General features: G+C 68.5%; 12 protein-coding genes and 2 tRNA genes. 4 read left to right on the top strand and 10 right to left on the bottom strand.

Translation table 11 applies throughout. From position 1 onward, the window contains the following. Nucleotides 1-8 precede the first annotated feature (8 nt). Nucleotides 9-82, bottom strand: a tRNA-Pro gene (locus MTES_RS16475). Between the two features lie 162 nt (nt 83-244). Between MTES_RS16475 and MTES_RS16470 the strand changes: the two genes are divergently transcribed. Then, nucleotides 245-315 (top strand) — tRNA-Gly (locus MTES_RS16470). Between the two features lie 30 nt (nt 316-345). On the opposite strand, the gene MTES_RS19000 is transcribed toward MTES_RS16470, so the two are convergent. Beyond that, complete coding sequence (locus MTES_RS19000) at nt 346-696, bottom strand: SdpI family protein (protein WP_013586415.1); 351 nt, start codon at nt 694-696, stop codon at nt 346-348. 642 nt (nt 697-1,338) lie between these two features. On the opposite strand from MTES_RS19000, the gene MTES_RS16455 reads away from it, so the two are divergent. Next, the gene (locus MTES_RS16455; protein WP_013586414.1) at nt 1,339-2,979 is read left to right on the top strand and encodes a glycosyl hydrolase; all 1,641 of its coding nucleotides are present in this window, start codon (nt 1,339-1,341) and stop codon (nt 2,977-2,979) included. Between the two features lie 26 nt (nt 2,980-3,005). Here the strand turns inward: MTES_RS16455 and MTES_RS16450 are convergent, their stop codons facing one another. Continuing rightward, a complete protein-coding gene (locus MTES_RS16450) occupies nt 3,006-3,560 on the bottom strand; it encodes a gamma carbonic anhydrase family protein (RefSeq protein ID WP_013586413.1) in 555 nt (184 codons plus the stop codon). Next, nucleotides 3,557-4,276: an alpha/beta hydrolase family protein gene (locus MTES_RS16445; protein ID WP_013586412.1), complete on the bottom strand. Its 720-nt coding sequence runs from the start codon at nt 4,274-4,276 to the stop codon at nt 3,557-3,559. The genes MTES_RS16450 and MTES_RS16445 overlap by 4 nt, the downstream gene beginning before the upstream one ends. 168 nt (nt 4,277-4,444) lie before the next feature. On the opposite strand from MTES_RS16445, the gene MTES_RS16440 reads away from it, so the two are divergent. Continuing rightward, nucleotides 4,445-4,930 carry a Dps family protein gene (locus tag MTES_RS16440; protein ID WP_013586411.1) on the top strand — a complete coding sequence of 162 codons (486 nt, stop codon included), beginning with the start codon at nt 4,445-4,447 and terminating at the stop codon, nt 4,928-4,930. Nucleotides 4,931-5,046: 116 nt separating this feature from the next. On the opposite strand, the gene MTES_RS16435 is transcribed toward MTES_RS16440, so the two are convergent. From MTES_RS16435 to MTES_RS16410, 6 genes are all read right to left on the bottom strand, one after another. After that, nucleotides 5,047-9,423, bottom strand: a complete 4,377-nt coding sequence (locus MTES_RS16435) for an alpha-tubulin suppressor (RefSeq protein ID WP_013586410.1) — start codon at nt 9,421-9,423, stop codon at nt 5,047-5,049. A gap of 172 nt (nt 9,424-9,595) precedes the next feature. Next, on the bottom strand, nt 9,596-11,089 hold the full coding sequence (locus tag MTES_RS16430) for an amidohydrolase (RefSeq protein WP_013586409.1): 1,494 nt from the start codon (nt 11,087-11,089) through the stop codon (nt 9,596-9,598). After that, nucleotides 11,086-11,709 carry an FMN-binding negative transcriptional regulator gene (locus tag MTES_RS16425; RefSeq protein ID WP_013586408.1) on the bottom strand — a complete coding sequence of 208 codons (624 nt, stop codon included), beginning with the start codon at nt 11,707-11,709 and terminating at the stop codon, nt 11,086-11,088. The genes MTES_RS16430 and MTES_RS16425 overlap by 4 nt, the downstream gene beginning before the upstream one ends. 174 nt (nt 11,710-11,883) lie before the next feature. After that, entirely contained in the window at nt 11,884-12,876 is a 993-nt protein-coding gene (locus MTES_RS16420) for an Fpg/Nei family DNA glycosylase (protein WP_013586407.1), read from the bottom strand. Then, nucleotides 12,876-13,418 (bottom strand): ribose-5-phosphate isomerase, encoded by a 543-nt coding sequence (locus MTES_RS16415; RefSeq protein WP_013586406.1) that lies wholly within the window; start codon nt 13,416-13,418, stop codon nt 12,876-12,878. The genes MTES_RS16420 and MTES_RS16415 overlap by 1 nt, the downstream gene beginning before the upstream one ends. 90 nt (nt 13,419-13,508) lie before the next feature. Further along, nucleotides 13,509-14,696, bottom strand: a complete 1,188-nt coding sequence (locus tag MTES_RS16410) for a ferrochelatase (RefSeq protein WP_013586405.1) — start codon at nt 14,694-14,696, stop codon at nt 13,509-13,511. A 148-nt stretch (nt 14,697-14,844) separates the two neighbouring features. On the opposite strand from MTES_RS16410, the gene pepN reads away from it, so the two are divergent. Then, on the top strand, nt 14,845-17,412 hold the full coding sequence (pepN, locus tag MTES_RS16405; RefSeq protein ID WP_013586404.1) for an aminopeptidase N: 2,568 nt from the start codon (nt 14,845-14,847) through the stop codon (nt 17,410-17,412). Nucleotides 17,413-17,420: the final 8 nt, after the last annotated feature.

Genomic DNA, 17,420 nt, shown 5'->3' with positions numbered 1-17,420 from the left:
CCGTCACGTCGGGGCGACAGGATTTGAACCTGCGGCCTCCCGCTCCCAAAGCGGGCGCTCTACCAAGCTGAGCTACGCCCCGGGGCGACGCGCAGCGCGCGTTCGACGAAACGACCCCTGAAAGTCTAGTCGATCGACCCGCCCGCGCCGATTCTCGCGCGGGTGCGTTCATCTCGACCTCTCCGGTGTCGTACAGTAGAGAAGTCCGATTCCGGCTGAACCTCATCGAGGTCGCCGGAAATGCGGGGCTGTAGCTTAGTGGTAAAGCCTCTGTCTTCCAAACAGATGATGCGAGTTCGATTCTCGTCAGCCCCTCTCCTCCTTCGCATGTTCGAGCTGGCCTCGTCATTCGTCTTCGGCTGAGTCGTTCGCGGCCTTCCCTGCGCCGACCGAACCGATGATCAGCCAGACGACGATCCAGGCGCAGCCCGCCATGGCGACGTAGACGGCGTAATCCTCCGTCGCGAACACCGCGGCCGCGGCGGCGACGACCAGACCGATCCCTCCGACCGCGATGGGAACGGCGGCCGCGGCATGCCCCGCGCGCCACGCTTCGTCAGACCGCAAGGTCGAAGCCGTGCGGATACCGATCCAGAAGTTCATCGGCAGTCTCTCGCGATGCGCGCGATAAGCGGTCCACAGGACCAACACACCTGCTGCGAGGAGGGGTATCGCGGTGCTGATGGCAATGATCATCGTCGTTCTCCGTCTCAGGATGGAAGTACTCGGCGTATCGCGGCGAAATCTCGCCCGTGCGGCATGGCCGCTTCGAGCGGCGAGACGCCGATCGCCCACCTGAGCAGCGCCGCCCCTCGCCGACCACCCTTCCAGCATGCCTGCTCACGTGTCCGCGAATCCCTGCGGGCTGAGCGGAGGCGCTTGCACGAAGGGAGGGATGCCGGCATCCGGACGCGCGTGCGCGCCTCGGGATCACGACGCTCTCGCCCGAGGTAGCGAGAGCTCTCCTGGAGGAAACCACTGAGTCCGTTATGAACATCATCCAGCATGCGACCGGAGCGAACACCGGAGACATCGAGAGCGAGTGGAGTGGCGACGCGCTTTGGCTCGTCGTCCGCCATGGTCGCTCGCGCGGACGGGCACCGGAGGAGAGCGCTCTCGAAGGGTGCTGATTGGCGGGACTGTGCAAGCGGCGCGCTCAGGTCGCCGGAAAGCTCGGCTCCGGGCCGACGGCCGACCGACGGACCCTGCGTGCCGATGGGCTTGAGGGGACGCCCTCGCTCTGGTTTTCTCGGCTCATTCTCCGAGTGCGCTCGTACAGCGGGCACAAAGCACGAACTGCGTACGTTTAGCGCGTTTACAAGTGTTCGAGGAGCGGTTGTGAAGAGCAAAGGTGGGTTCGCCGTCATCGGAATGGCGTTGACGGGGGCGGTGGTCGCCGGTGTCGTCGCGCTCGGCACCTGCGTAGCGTTCGGGGGCGATCGCTACGCAGGTGCCTCCTCCGTGGCCACTCTCCGATTGACGAACCCATCGTTGCTGTTCGCCTCCCCTCACGAGGTCAACCTGACGGTTCAGAACGCGCGTGGCGATCTGAACTGGTCGGTGAGGGATTCGTCGGGGGACCTTGTGGACTCGGGAACTGTCGCGGCGTCGATGACCGATCAGATCGAGCCGACTCTGCGCGACCCGGGGTTCTACACGTTTGTCGTGGACGATGGGCGTGGGCCACTGAAAGCAAATTTTCTTGTCACTGGCGACGTGCCGAAAACAGCTGACCCGTTCTTCTCCGTGGCCACGCATTGGGGAAAGCGGACGTTCGCGTCTTCGACGTGGCCACTCGCGTCGACCATGCCTTTGGTCACGGGACTCGGCATCCGGAACTTCCGTGACGAAACCCCCTGGGCAACCGTCGAACGAACCGCGGACTCACGTGCCACTCCTGATTTCGCGACCAAGCTGGCGTCGGCAGCCCAAACCAACGACATGCACATGATGTTGGTCGCCGGCTACGGCAACCCCCATGCCTACCCCGGAGACACGAAGAGCATTCTGTCTCCTCCTGTGACCGATCAAGGCCGCGCGGCCTTCGTCTCCTACATCAACACCGTTATCGACTCGAATCCGTCCATTGACAAGGTCGAGGTCTGGAACGAGTTCAACACTCCCCGCCGAAACACCAGCGACTGCCAGTCCGGCGCCTGTTACGCCACGCTCGTGAAGGCGGTGTCCCAGGGAGTGAAGGCCCAACACCCGAACATAAAGATCGTGGCGGGCAATACCCATGGGATCCCGATCGCCTGGTTCACCGACTTCGCGAACGCGGGCGGATTGAACTACGCGGACATGATCTCGGTCCACGGATACGCGCCCGACGTCACTGACCTCCACAACGGCCTCAACCGGTTGGACAGCGTGATCCAGGCACACAACAATGGACAGTCGAAGCCCATCATCGTCAGCGAGGTGGGCCTGACGAACACCCCGGTCACCCCGACGATCGACAAGGGCAGTCGCGTCGACAACGAGGACCAGGCGGCTGGCGGGCTCGTGCAGATGTTCGCGACGCTGAAGTCTCTTCCCTCGGTTCAACAAGCGGTGTGGTATGACGCCATCAATGACGGCACCGACCCGAACGAGCCTGAGCAGAACTTCGGGCTCTTTCAGCAACCTACGTCCGACGTCGTGGCTTTTCAGCCGAAGGCCGGCGCGGCGGCAATGGTGACCACAATTCGTCAACTCAGCGGGTTCCACTTCACCTCTGTCGCCCGTCTCAGCGGTACTGTCGCCGCCTATACCTTCACCGATGATGCGGGACAGGTTCGACGAATCCTGTGGAAGACCCAGCCATACGCGAGCAGCGACCAGAGCGCGACGCCGGTCACGATCAAGACGGCGGCGGGAGATCAGACCACGATCTACTCCGCGACCGGGAAAGCTGAGCGTGTAATGAGCGCCGGGTCTGCGATCATCCAGGTTGGGGCGGTGCCGATCTTCCTCGACGAGCAGGTGGCGTCTCACTGATTGCGGGGCGGTTGTCCTGGTCGAGGTCAGCCCAGACGAGCAGTCTCCCCGGCGACAGCTTGCGCGTGCCGCGCGGCATGGCCCAGATACGCGTCCGCGTTTCGGAGCATGCCCTGCCGCTCCTCCTCGGTCAGCGCGCGCCGCACCTTCGCGGGAACGCCGGCGACGAGCGAACCCGCGGGGACCACCGTCCCCTCGAGGACGACCGCTCCCCCGGCGACGAGGCATCCCGGTCCGATCTCGGCTCCCGACAGCACGACGCTCCCCATGCCGATGAGCGATCCGTCTCCGATCGTGCAGCCGTGGACGACGGCGTTGTGGCCGATCGAGACGTCGTCGCCGATCGACACCGGGTGACCCCGGTCGACGTGAATCGACACGTTGTCCTGGACGTTCGACCGCTCCCCCACGACGATGGCGGCCCCGTCGGCGCGCAGAACCGCGTTGTACCAGACGCTCGCGCCGGCGCCGAGGGAGACGTCCCCGAGGAGGCGAGCGCCGGATGCCACGAACGCGTCGTCGTGCACGGTTGGTGCCGCGTCGGGAAGGGCGAGGATCGAGGCGTCCGCGGCGATGGTCACGAGGCATCCTTTCGTCGGTGGGAGTGGTGCCGGCGCACCCAGGCCGTCACGACGGGCACGTACGGACCGTCCGGGTCGATGAGCTCCATGTGGGGAAGACGCGCGAACTCGAAGAAGTCGATCGGCGCGTGCGCGGCACGGCCGAGGCGCGCGAAGTCCTGCGAGTGGCTCACGGGGACGCGATCGTCGTCCACTCCATGGACCAGCAGCGTCGGCACGACCGTCGGCCGAGGGGTGGCCGCATCGAACGCCGCGGGCCGATCGGCGGGCGACGCCCCCATCAGTTCCGCCACCGCTCCGGAGCCGATGCGCGCCGCATACCCGCCCACGAGGTCGGTGACGGGGGCGAGCGCGACGACGAGTTCGGCGTCGTCGGCGCAGAGGAGCGCGAGATGACCACCCGCGGAGTGACCCACGGCCACGCGCACGGCGTCCGGGAAGAGTTCCCGCGCTCGGCGGAGGGCCGCGCGCACGTCGGCCTGCATCGCAAAAGGGTCGCTTTCGCGCCGATACTCGATGTTCATCGCGGCGAGGCCGTCCCCACCGCGCGAGACCCGCTCGACGAGCGGCTCCATCAATGCCGCGGTGTAGGAGGAACGCCAGTAGCCACCGTGGATGAAGCAGACGACGACCTCGGCGTCGGAATCCCCGACGATCTGCACCCACTGATCGGGGTGGTCTCCGTACGCCTCGGTGCGCGGGGTGTGGTGCGGCATGTCCCGATCCTCACATGCGCGCGACGAGACGCCTCCGCGACGCGGCGAGTGAGGTGAGGATTGCCTATTCATCAGGGATTTAGCCGAGCCTCAACTTGCTTGCGGAATGCTCCGGCGTGAGTAGCGTTACATCCATCAGACTTCGTTCGCTGCGAGAAGGAGCAGAAAATGAGCACCGTCCACACCCCCGCCGCCACCACCGTCGACCCCACGATGGCCGCCGGCACCGCCCAGTTCCTCTCCCCCGTCGTCCTCGGTCTCGAGGCTCTCGTCGTCAACGGCAAGCAGGCGCACTGGCACGTCCGCGGCGCGAACTTCATCGGCGTCCACGAACTCCTGGACTCCGTCGTGGCGCACGCGCAGGACTGGGCCGACCTGGCCGCTGAGCGCATCGTCGCCCTGGGTCTCCCCATCGACTCGCGCCTCTCGACGGTCGCTGCCAAGGCCAAGGCCACCGAGGTTCCCGCCGGCTTCGCTCAGTCCGACGTGATCATCCGCGCGATCATCGCCGACATCGACGCCGTGCTCGTCGACATCGAGGCCGCGATTGAAGGCCTCGACGAGATCGACATGACGAGCCAGGACGTCGCGATCGAGATCAAGCGCGGTCTCGACAAGGACCGCTGGTTCCTCTTCGCGCACCTCGCCGCGTAAGACGTTCCTCTTCCGACGGGGGCGGTGCTTCGGCACCGCCCCCGTCGTCGTCCCAGTGGGCAACCGACTGTGGACAGGAGGCCGGGGAGGGTGTCCGGCCTCCCCGGCCTCCTGCATCACCGGCGGAAGATGGCGAAGGGGTTTCGTGCTTGTCCACCGCCGTTGCGAGGGGTGAGTTCGACCAAGGCGTACCCGTCGAGTCCCTGGACGCGGACGGGGGCCGTGCGGTTGTTGCTCTCGCCAGTGGTGCCGTCGCCGATCTCTCCGTTGCGGTTGATGCCCCACGACCACACTGCTCCGTCGGCGGTGAGCGCGAATGCGCTCTCCGTCGTGGCCGACACCTGCGTGACGTTCGAGAGATTCGCCACCGCGACCGGTGTGGGCTGCTGGCGCTTCTCGATCGGATCCCACGCACCACCCGTCCCATCGCCGACCTGACCGAAGTCGTTACGGCCCCACGCCCGCACTGTCTTGTCGGCCAGCAACGCGTAACCCGTGTCACCACCAGCGATCACCTGCGTCGCCTTCATCGGCAGGGTTACCTGGACGGGGGTCAGCTGAGCAGCGATGGTGGTTCCGTTGCCGCACTGGCCGAACTCGTTACGCCCCCACGCCCACACCGCGCCATCGGAGGCGAGCGCATACCCGCCGTTGTACTGCGCGGCGATCTGAGTGATGTTCTCCAGCCCGGTCACCTCCACCGGCCTCGCGCGATTCGTCGTCGTCCCGTCGCCGACACCGCCCTGGAAGTTGTTGCCCCACCCCATCACCTTCCCCGACGACAACAACGCATACGCCGTCGAATCGCCCGCGGCGACATCCACCACCCCATCCAGGATCTTCGCCGGCGTGTCACTGTCCGCCGACGTCCCCGACGACGACGCGGAAGACCCATCACCACGCGCCCCATTCACCGCACTCCCCCACGACCACAACGACCCGTCCCGCTTGCGCGCGAAGGCCGTTCCACCCGCTGCCACCAGCTGTACGACATCCGACAACCCCGCGAACCGCGTCCACGTCGTCGACCCCGCCTGGCCCGGCCCCCGCAGGCCCCAGCGCGCGTCGCCGACCGTCCACACCGAGCCGTCCGCCAAGACCGCGAAACCGGACCCCGCACCGCTGGAGGTCATCGACACCACCGGCGACGGGAACGACCGCGCCGACTGCGTCGGAGTCGACAGGGGCGAACCGCCCGACGGAACACCCGCCTGCCCCGCCCCGTTCGGACCCCACCCCAACACATTCGCGCCCAACACCGTCAGGGTCGCGAAAGTCGAGCTGGACCCGCTCGCCGCGTTGACCCGCTCGACGGTGCCCGGCCACGCGCGGACATCGGGAACGGTGACGCCGATGGCGTACAGCCCCTGTGCGTCCGTCTGTCCCGATGACGCGCTCAGGACGATTCCTGACGATGCCGTGAAGGAGACGGGCGCGGCCGAAAGCGGCTTCGATCCGGAGGCGACCTTCGCCGTCACGGCGCTTGCCGCGCCTCCCGCGACTACGGTCGCGTCAGCGACCAGGGCGATGGTGGACTGGGCGACGATGGCGAAGGGGTTGCGGCCCTGGCCGCCGCCGTTGACCGGGCACAGGCGCGTGATGGCGTACCCCTCGAGGCCCGGCACCTTCACGGGCGCGAGGCGGTTGTTCGCCGTCCCGGTGGCGCCGTCGCCGATCTCACCGTTGCGGTTGATACCCCACGCCCACACGGCGCCGTCGTTGTCCAACGCGTACGCCGTCTCGGTGGTGGCGGCCAGCTGCTTCACGTTCGTCAGATTCGCCACCGGGACCGGGCTCAGTTGCCGACGCTTCTCGATCGGATCCCACGACCCGCCGTTGCCGTCACCGACCTGCCCGTAATCGTTGCGGCCCCACGCCAGCACCGTCTTGTCCGTCAACAGCGCGTAGGCGGTATCACCCGCGCCGACCACCTGCGTCGCCGCCATCGGCAACGTCACCTGGACAGGGACTGACTGCCCAGGCGTTGCCGTACCGTTCCCGCCCTGACCGAGCTCGTTGCGGCCCCACGCCCACACCTTGCCGTCGGAGCCGAGCGCATACCCGCCGTTATACTGCGCCGAGATCTGGACGATGCCGCTCAACCCGGAGACTTCCACCGGCTGAGGGCGATCCGTCGTCGTTCCATCGCCGACGCCGCCCTGATCGTTGTTGCCCCACCCCATGACCTTCCCGGTCGATAGCAGCGCGTACGCCGTCAGATCGCCCGCGGCGACATCCACCACCCCGTCGAGGATCTTCGTCGGGGTGTCACTGTCCGCCGACGTCCCCGCGGACGACGCATACGACCCGTCGCCGCGGCCTCCCCTCGCCGCCGAGCCCCACGACCACAACGAGCCATCGGCCTTCACGGCGAATGCAGCACCGCCGGATGCCACCAGCTGGGTCACGTCCGAGAGCGCTGCGAACCGCGTCCAGGTCGTCGACCCCGCCTGGCCCGGCCCCCGCAGGCCCCAGCGCGCGTCGCCGACCGTCCACACCGAGCCGTCCGCCAAGACCGCGAAACCGGACCCCGCACCGCTGGAGGTCATCGACACCACCGGCGACGGGAACGACCGCGCCGACTGCGTCGGAGTCGACAGGGGCGAACCGCCCGACGGAACACCCGCCTGCCCCGCCCCGTTCGGACCCCACCCCAACACATTCGCGCCCAACACGGTCGTCGTGTCGAACGCTGCATCGGCATCCGTGGTGGCGTCCACGCGGACGATGGTGCCCGGCCACGTACGAGCGTCCGGAGTGAGGGTCGTACGGACGAAACCATCGCTTCCCGTCTGCGCGGAACGGGTGCCCAGCGCCGAGTTGCCCGTCGCCGTGAGCGTCACCGGAACCGACGCGATGGCGGTGGCGCCCGCCGCCACCTTGACCGCGACGTCGCCCGAAGATCCCGCCGCGATCTGACCGTCGACTTCGACGGAGACCGTCTCGTCCGCCGTGATCGCGAAGGGGTTGCGCGCCTGACCACCGCCGTTCGGCGGGCACAGCCGAGAAACCGCATATCCTTCGAGCCCGGACACCGCAACCGGCTCGATGCGGTTGACCGTCGATCCGTCCCCGACCTGGCCGTTGTTGTTTCCTCCCCACGCCCAGACGGTTCCGTCGTTCTTCAGCGCCATGCCACCGGACGTCGTCGCCGCGGCCTGTCTGACATCCGACAGGTTCTTGACCGCGACAGGTGTGGGCTGCTGGCGCTTCTCGATCGGATCCCACGCACCACCCGTCCCATCGCCCAGCTGCCCGAAGTCGTTGCGTCCCCAGGCCCGCACCGTCTTGTCCGTGAGCAGTGCGAATCCCCCATCTCCCGAACCGACCACTTGCGTCGCCGCCAGGGGCAGGGTTACCTGGACGGGGGTCAGCTGAGCAGCGATGGTGGTTCCGTTGCCGCACTGGCCGAACTCGTTACGCCCCCACGCCCACACCGCGCCATCGGAGGCGAGCGCATACCCGCCGTTGTACTGCGCGGCGATCTGAGTGATGTTCTCCAGCCCGGTCACCTCCACCGGCCTCGCGCGATTCGTCGTCGTCCCGTCGCCGACACCGCCCTGGAAGTTGTTGCCCCACCCCATCACCTTCCCCGACGACAACAACGCATACGCCGTCGAATCGCCCGCGGCGACATCCACCACCCCATCCAGGATCTTCGCCGGCGTGTCACTGTCGGCCGACGTCCCCGACGACGACGCGGAAGACCCATCACCACGCGCCCCATTCACCGCACTCCCCCACGACCACAACGACCCGTCATTTCTCCGCGCATATGCTGTGCCCCCACCGGCCACCAGCTGCGCGACATCCGACAACCCCGCGAACCTCCGCCACTCCCGACCGGTCGACACTCCGGGGCCGCGGACGCCGAACCGATCGGATCCCACCGTCCATACCGATCCGTCGGCGAGGAGGGCGAGCGACGTCTCCGCTCCATTCGTCATCATCGACACGATCGGCGCCGGAAAGGCAGGTGTGATGTGGGCGGCCGAGACCACAGGCTGCCCGCCGCTGTCCAAGCCCAACTGCCCGCCCGCGTTCACCCCCCACCCGAGCGCATTCGCGCCCAGGACGGTGAGGGAGGCGGAGGCCGCGTCCGACCCCGAGATGGCGGTGACCGTCACCGTCGACCCGGGTTTGGCGCTCGGTCGACGGAGGTCGAGCGTGGTGGTGAACGTGCCGTCCGATCCCGTGATGCCGTCGGAGCTCCCGAGTTGCGCGTTGGCGGGCGCGGTGAGAGAGACCGGGGCACCCGCCCTCGGGGTCCCGTCAGCGGATCGTGTGAGGACGGTGAGGGGCGTCGCTCCCGTCGCCGGAATCTGCCCCTGAGGAACGCTCACGGTGACGACGGCCGCGTTCGACGCGGAGGCGTAAGCCGGGGTGCCCCAGGTGAGGGCGATGGCAGGAACCGCCCACGCCCCCACGCCGACGACACGGCGACGCGAGACGAGAGGGGCGGGGACCGATACGGACGACTCGACAGAAGTCATTGTTCTCCCAGGATGAGGGCGCGAGACAGCGCGATGACCCGCTGAGTCAACCATCGCGTCAGCATGTACGCATGCGTTCATCCCCCTCCCGGGCGAGTTTTCGCCCCGGCACGCGGAGTGTTCACCCGCCTCCCCCAGACGCGCGAGGGGGACGCCCCGCGCGCGGCCTGGCTCAGGCGCCGTGCGTCACGCGACCGGCGAGCATCGTCGTGCGCACCGGCATCGCGCGCAGACCGCGCTCGTCGGCGGTGAGCGGGTCCGCCCCCACGATGACGAGGTCGGCGAGGGCGCCCGGAGCGATCTCCGCGGGCGATGTCGAGCCTCCCGCGGTGGATGCCGCGATCGCGGTGTCGATGTCCACGCGCTCGTGCGGCTGCCAGGCATCGCGCCCATCCCGCGTGCGGAACACGGCCGAGGCGATGGCCGCCCACGGGTCGAGGGGCGCCACCGGCGCATCCGAGCCGAAGCGGAGGTTGGCGCCGCTGTCGGCCAGCGCCCGCAGGGGGTAGGGCTGCGCGGACTGCTCGGCCCAGATGGCATCCGTCATGTCTCGATCGTCGAGCGCGTGCTCCGGCTGCACACTCGCCGCCACCCCGAGGCGCGCGAACCGCGGGATGTCGGCGTGCGCGACGAGCTGCGCGTGCTCGATCGTCCCCACGGCGCCGGTGCGGGCGTAGGCATCGAGCGCGTGCGCGTTCGCGAGGTCGCCGATCGCGTGGATCGCGCACTCCAGGCCCGCGGCCGTGGCGCGCGTCATCATCTCGACGAGCTCGTCCGGTGGCACGGTCAGGATGCCGTGATTACCGACCTCTCCCGGATAGTGGTGGGCGCACGCAGCCGTCCGCGTACCGAGGGAGCCGTCCGTGATCGCCTTCAGAGGTCCGACGCGCACGAGGTCGTTCGCCGCGCCGCGCACGCGGTCGCCCGTGCGAAGGCCCTCCGCGATCGCTCGGTCGAGATGCTCCGGATAGGTGCCGTACGAGACGCGGAGCGTCTCGAAGCCGCGCGCCACCCGCCGCTGCCACGGCTCGTCGTTCCAGGTCATGTCGAGGTCGACGAGTCCGACGATCCCTCGGGCGGCTGCGGCACGCGCCATCCGCTCGACCGCGCGGTCGGCGGTCTCAGGCGCGACCGCGTTCACTCGCCGCGAGATCTCGAAGGCGTCCTCCTCGCGGAGCATTCCGGATGCCGCGGGCTCGAAACCCTCGCGACGGAAGGCGGCCGTGTTCATCCAGACGCTGTGGACGTCGGCGTTGATGAGATACGTGGGAACGCTGCCGGTGGCGGCATCCAGGAGCTCCAGGCTCGGGACATCGGGCCACAGGCCGTCGCGGAATCCCGAGCCGACGCGGCGCCCGTCGTTCTCCGGAGCGAGTCCCATGATCGTCGCGGCGTCGCGGGCCGAGGCCACCTCGCCGAGCGGCACCCGATCGGCGGCCAGGGCCCACTGCAGGACGTGGACATGGTGGTCCCACAGCCCGGGGAGCAGCCAGCCTCCTTCGCCCTCGACGACGAACCCGGTCGGTCGGAGATTGCCGGTCGGCGCGATGTCCGCGATGAGACCGTTCGCGATGACGAGGTCCACGGGCTCGGTCGTGGGGAGGAACTCCCGACCCGGACCGGCGACGCGCACGGCGCGGACGAATCCCGCGGTCTCGCCGATCACGGGCGGACCCGGGCATCGGCCACGCGGCGCATCTCGGCGGCGAGGTCGGGGTTCTGGTCCGACAGCCCGTCGATGATCGTCTCGACCACCTCGGGCGTCTTGTTCTGGCTCAGTTTGCGCTTGGCCGTCACCCGGCTCGGGGTGAGGCGGAACCCGACGGTTCCTCGTTCGAGCCGTTCGACGAAGGTCGCGTCGTTGGGCAGCGCGTAGAGGCCGCGCGCCCCGTCCTCTCGACCCTCGAAGCGCTCGACGAGCCGGTCGAGCACGCGCAGGTTCTCTTCGGGGCTGAGGATCTCCGGGATGCCGGACAGGTGAGCGGAAACGAAGTTCCACGTCGGCACGGCGGGGACGTCGCCGTACCACCGGGGCGTGATGTACCCGTGCGGTCCCTGCACGACCACGAGCAGCTCACGCTCGCCGAGACCGAGGATGGCGTCGTCGGGCTTGCCGACATGACCGACGATCGTGAGGTCATCGCGTTCGTCGTCGAGCATCACGGCGTAGTGCGAGGCGACGAGGCCGTCGGCGCTCTGGCTGACGAGGGTGACCCAGGGATGGAGGTCGATGAGACGGCGGAGTTCGCCGACGTCGGTCATCGCGAAGCTCGGGTTCTGACGCACCGGATCAGCCTAGAACGCTGCGCCCGGAACCCGAGGTCCCTGAGCCTGTCGAAGGGACCGGAACCCGCTCACGCTCGGTGGCTTCGACAGGCTCAGCCGCCTGCCCGACCGGAACCCGCGCACGCTCGGTGGCTTCGACAGGCTCAGCGACCTGCCTGACCGCGCCCCGCGCACTCACGCCTGACACGTCGGGCACCAGTACAGCTTTCGCCCGGCGGCTTCCTCCATGAGCACCGTCGTGCCGCAGACGCGGCAGGGCAGACCGGCACGGTGGTACACCCAGTGACGGTCGTCGCGGTGGGCCATCGCGCGGCGGTACGCCTCGGGATCGAGGTCGTCCATCGTCATCATCTGGCCGGTCTCGACCCCGATCGACAGCAATCGCACCCAGTCGCGCCACATTTCGCGCACGACCTCCTCGGGCACGTCGCGGCCGGGCGTGTGCGGGTTCTGCCGGGCACGGAAGAGGATCTCCGCGCGGTAGACGTTGCCGATACCACTGACGACGGACTGATCCATGAGGAGAAGGCCGATCGCCGTCGGCTTCTTGCGCACGGTGGCCGTGAAGCGTTCCTCCCCCTCGCTCACATCGTCGACGAGCGGATCAGGTCCGAGCTTCGCGATGGTCGCGGCGACCTCGTCGGGCGACTGCAGCGCGCAGGCGGTCGGCCCGCGCAGGTCGGCGCACGTGCTTTCGGTGAGCAGACGGAGGCGGACCGCTCCCACGATGGGAGGCGGCCACTCGGTCTGTTCTTCGAGCCCTGTCGTCTGCTCCGACATGCGCACACGCGCCCGTCGCGGAGCCCCGATCGAGCTGAGGGAGTTCTCCCCCGCGGCATCCAGGATCGGTGCGTCGTCGAGCACCGTGCCGCGCTGGTTGGTGTGTCCCATACGACCGTTCGCCGAGGCGATGGTCGCGTCGACGGCGACCTCCCCGGAGAAGTCCCAGGCGCCGTACATGCCGAGGTGCACCCGCAGCCACATGTCGCCCTCGAAGGCGAGGAACATCTGCTTGCCGACGGCACGCACATCGATCGTTTCGCGCCCGTCGATGACGGACGCCCCCTCGACGAATCGCCCTTGCGGACTGGATGCCGACACCGTGCGGCCCACGATGTTCCGGGCGAACTGCCGAGCGATGCGGTGGACGGAATGCCCTTCGGGCATCAGCCTGCCTCGGGGTCGAAGGAGTCGCCGGCGGCGAGGACGTCGGGGTGCGACCGCTTCTCGCGCGGATCGGGCAGCAGAACGCCGTCCTGCTCGTACGCGGCGAGCTGCGCGATGCGGCGCGCGTGGCGTTCTTCACCCGAGAAGGGAGTGGTGATGAAGCGGTCGATGAACGAGGCAGCTTCTTCGAAGGTGTGCTGGCGCGCACCGATGGCGATCACGTTCGCGTCGTTGTGCTCGCGGGCGAGCTCGGCCGTCGCGATGCTCCAGACGAGGGCGGCACGCACGCCGAGGACCTTGTTCGCCGCGATCTGCTCGCCGTTGCCGGAACCGCCGAAGACGACGCCGAGACTCTCGACACCATCCGCCTGATCACGGACGACGGCCTGCGCCGCGCGGATGCAGAACGCGGGGTAGTCGTCGAGCGGGTCGTACTCGATCGGACCGTGGTCGACGACCTCGTGCCCCTGCGAGGCGAGGTGGTGCTGGATCTGGGTCGAGAATTCGAGACCGGCGTGGTCGGTGCCGAGGTGGATTCGCATGCGCTCATCCTATTGAGGGCCGACGACATCGCGGCGGACATGACGACGCCGTCCGCTCCCCGGGGAGAACGGACGGCGTCGATCGGATCGTCAGGGACGAACGCCCGCCGCGACCGGCTTGAAGCCGGCGCGGATGTTCTCGCAGCATCCGGGGCGGCAGACGTCGTACCACGGACCGAGATCGGTGAGGTGCGGACGCTCCGCCTTCGGGGTGCCCTTGAGGCGCTCCTCGACGAGATCGATGAGTCCCGAGACGTACGCGGGGTCGATGCCGGGAGTGGGGGTGCGCACAGCCTTGATGCCGGCTTCCTCGGCGGCTTCCATCGCCTCGGTGTCGAGGTCCCAGAGCACCTCCATGTGGTCGCTGACGAAGCCCAGGGGCACGATGACCACGGCCTCCGCCCCGCGACCGGGCAGCTCCGCGATGACGTCGTTGACGTCGGGCTCGAGCCACGGCTGGGTCGGCGGGCCGGAGCGCGACTGGTAGACCAGCTCCCACTCGACGTCGGCCACGGCCGCGGCGACCTCGGCCATGACGAACGCGGCGACCGCCTTGTGCTGGGCCTCGTACGCGCCGCCCTCGCCGAAGTCGACGTCGCGGGGGCCGGAGCGCTGCGCGTCGGCGGTCGGAATGGAGTGGGTGGAGAAGAGCACCCGGATCTTCTCGGGGGCGATGCCGTCCGCGATGTAGGCCGACACGGCATCCGTCACTCCCCGGACGAACGTGGTCACGAATCCCGGGTGGTCGAAGAACTGGCGGACCTTGTCGATGGTCACCGTCTCGCCGAGGCCCGTGGCCTCGAGCACGCGCGCGTAGTCTTCGCGGTACTGACGGCAGCTCGAGAAGGAGCTGTAGGCGCTCGTGGCGATCGCGAGGAGGGTCGTGTCTCCGGCCTCGGCGGCCTCGGTGACGGCCTCTTCGAGGTAGGGCGCCCAGTTGCGATTGCCCCAGTAGACGGGAAGGCCCAGTCCGCGCTTCGCGATCTCGGCCTCGAGCGCCGCCTTCAGCTCGCGGTTGTGCTGGTTGATCGGGCTCACGCCGCCGAAGTGGCGGTAGTGGTGGGCGACCTCCTCGAGGCGCTCGTCGGGGATGCCGCGGCCCCGCGTCACATTGCGGAGGAACGGGATGACGTCGTCCTGGCCCTCGGGCCCGCCGAAACCGGCGAGGAGGATGCCGTCGTACGCCACCGGCGTCTCGACCCACTTGGGCCCGGACGCCGCAGCGGGCGACGCGTAGAGGACGGTCTCAGGGTTGGTTTCCGTGTCGGTCGTGCTCACTCCCACATCCTCCCACCTGCCCGCCCGGGCCGGATGCGGGTTATCTCGTGACTAGGCTTATCTGGTTGTCATCGTCGCCGACGGCGTTCGTCGTCACACGCGCCCGCGCTTTCTGCGGCGATCCACCCTCATCCCAGGGAGTACGCCAGTGCCAGGAGAGAACCTCACCCGCATCGAAGCACAGGAGCGTCGCGCGATCGTCGACACGCGCGCCTACGACGTGCAGCTCGACCTCACTCGCGGCGACGAGGTCTTCTCGTCCCGCACGGTGGTGACCTTCGCGGCCACCGAGGGGGCGTCGACCTTCATCGACCTCATCGCGCGGACGGTCCACTCCGTCACGCTCAACGGGCGCGAGCTCGACCCCGCCGAGGTGTTCGCCGACTCGCGCATCGCGCTCGACGGCTTGGCATCCGAGAACGAACTCATCGTCGACGCGGACTGCGAATACACGAACACCGGTGAAGGTCTGCATCGCTTCGTCGACCCCGTCGACGGCGAGGTCTACCTCTACTCGCAGTTCGAGGTTCCGGACTCGCGCCGCATGTACACCGTGTTCGAGCAGCCCGATCTGAAGGCCGAGTTCACGTTCTCGGTCACGGCCCCCGCGCGGTGGAAGGTCGTCTCCAACTCCCCCACGCCCGAACCCGTCGCCGTGTCCGACGACACCGCCCGCTGGGACTTCCCCGCCACCCCGCGCATCTCCTCGTACATCACCGCTCTCGTCGCTGGCCCCTACGAGGCGACCTACAGCGAGCTCACCAGCGCCGACGGCCGCGTCATCCCGCTCGGCGTGTTCGCGCGCAAGAGCCTGTGGCAGTACCTGGATGCCGACTACGTCTTCGACAAGACCCGTCAGGGATTCGCGTACTTCGAGGAGAAGTTCGGCTTCCCCTACCCCTTCGCCAAGTACGACCAGCTCTTCGTGCCCGAGTTCAACGCCGGGGCCATGGAGAACGCGGGCGCGGTGACCTTCACCGAGACCTACGTCTTCCGTTCCAAGGTGACGGATGCCGTGAAGGAGCGCCGCGTCGTCACGATCCTCCACGAGCTCGCCCACATGTGGTTCGGCGACCTCGTCACGATGAAGTGGTGGAACGACCTCTGGTTGAACGAGTCGTTCGCCGAGTGGGCCTCCACGATCGCCACCGCCGAAGCCACCGAGTGGGAGGCCGCCTGGACGACCTTCAACGCGATGGAGAAGACCTGGGCCTACCGCCAGGACCAGCTCCCCTCGACCCACCCCGTCGTCGCCGAGATCAACGACCTCGAAGACGTGCAGGTCAACTTCGACGGCATCACCTACGCCAAGGGCGGATCGGTGCTCAAGCAGCTCGCCGCCTGGGTGGGCATCGAGCAGTTCTTCTCGGGTGTCGCCGCGTACTTCCAGAAGCACCAGTGGTCGAACACCGAGGTCGGCGACCTGCTCGTCGAGCTCGAGGCCACGAGCGGTCGCGACCTGGGCGACTGGTCGAAGAAGTGGCTCGAGACCGCGGGCGTGAACACCCTCACCCCGCTCATCGAAGAGGGCGCCGACCCTTCGACAGGCTCAGGGACCGTGATAACGCGCTTCGCGATCGTCCAGACCGCCCCCGCCGACTACCCCACCATCCGTCCCCACCGCCTGGGTGTTGGCTTCTACTCGCTGAACGACGGCGGAGCCCTCGAGCGGGTGCACCACGTCGAGATCGACGTCGACGGCGACCGCACCGAGGTACCCGAACTGCGCGGCATCCGTCGTCCCGACCTCGTACTGCTGAACGACAACGACCTCGCCTACGCGAAGATCCGTCTCGACGAGCGCTCGCTCGCCACCGCGATCGCGCACCTCAAGGACATCTCCGACCCCCTCGCGCGCTCGCTCGTCTGGGGTGCCGCGTGGGATCAGACGCGGGATGCCGAGGCCTCGGCGACCGACTACCTCGACCTCGTGCTGCGCAACATCGGCTCCGAGACCGAGTCGACGACGGTTCGTACGACGCTCGCCCAGCTGCAGCTGGCGGCGAACTCGTACGTCGCCCCCGCGAAGCGCGAGGCGTCGCGCCAGCGGGTCGCGGACGGTCTGTGGGAGCTCGCGCAGGCGGCGGAGGCCGGGAGCGACAGCCAGCTGCAGTTCGTCACGGCGTTCGCGTCGGCGGCATCCACTCCGGCTCACGCCGAGACCGTGAAGGCCCTGCGTGACGGCTCGACGACCCTCGAGGGCCTCGAGATCGACACCGACCTGTCGTGGCAGCTGCTCGTGTCGCTCGCCGCGTCGGGCGCGGTCACCGCCGCGGACATCGACGAGGCCCGCGCGGCGGACAACACCGCCAAGGGCGGAGAGTTCGCCGCGATGGCCAAGGCGTCGCTTCCCTCTCACGACGCGAAGCAGGAGGCCTGGGACTCGCTCATCGCGCGCACCGACGCCCCCAACACGATCGTGCGCTCGACGGCCGCGGGATTCACCAACCCGGCCACGGTCGAGGTCCTCGCCGACTTCGTCGAGCCGTACTTCGCGATGCTGCTGCCCATCTGGGAGTCGCGCAGCTACCAGATCGCGCAGTACCTGATCGTGGGTCTGTACCCGGCAGCCCTCGCGAGCGCCGCTTTGCGGGACGCGACGCGCGGGTGGCTCGCCGAGCACAAGGATGCCGCCCCCGCACTGCGCCGTCTGGTGAGCGAGAACCTCGCCGGTGTGGAGCGTGCTCTGGCCGTGCAGGAGCGCGACGCGGCGTAACGCTCTCC

It is taken from the genome of Microbacterium testaceum StLB037 (assembly GCF_000202635.1).
Classification (GTDB): Bacteria; Actinomycetota; Actinomycetes; order Actinomycetales; family Microbacteriaceae; genus Microbacterium; species Microbacterium testaceum_F.
Note: the sequence above shows the minus strand (reverse complement) of the source record. Positions and strands in the feature narration are given on the sequence as shown.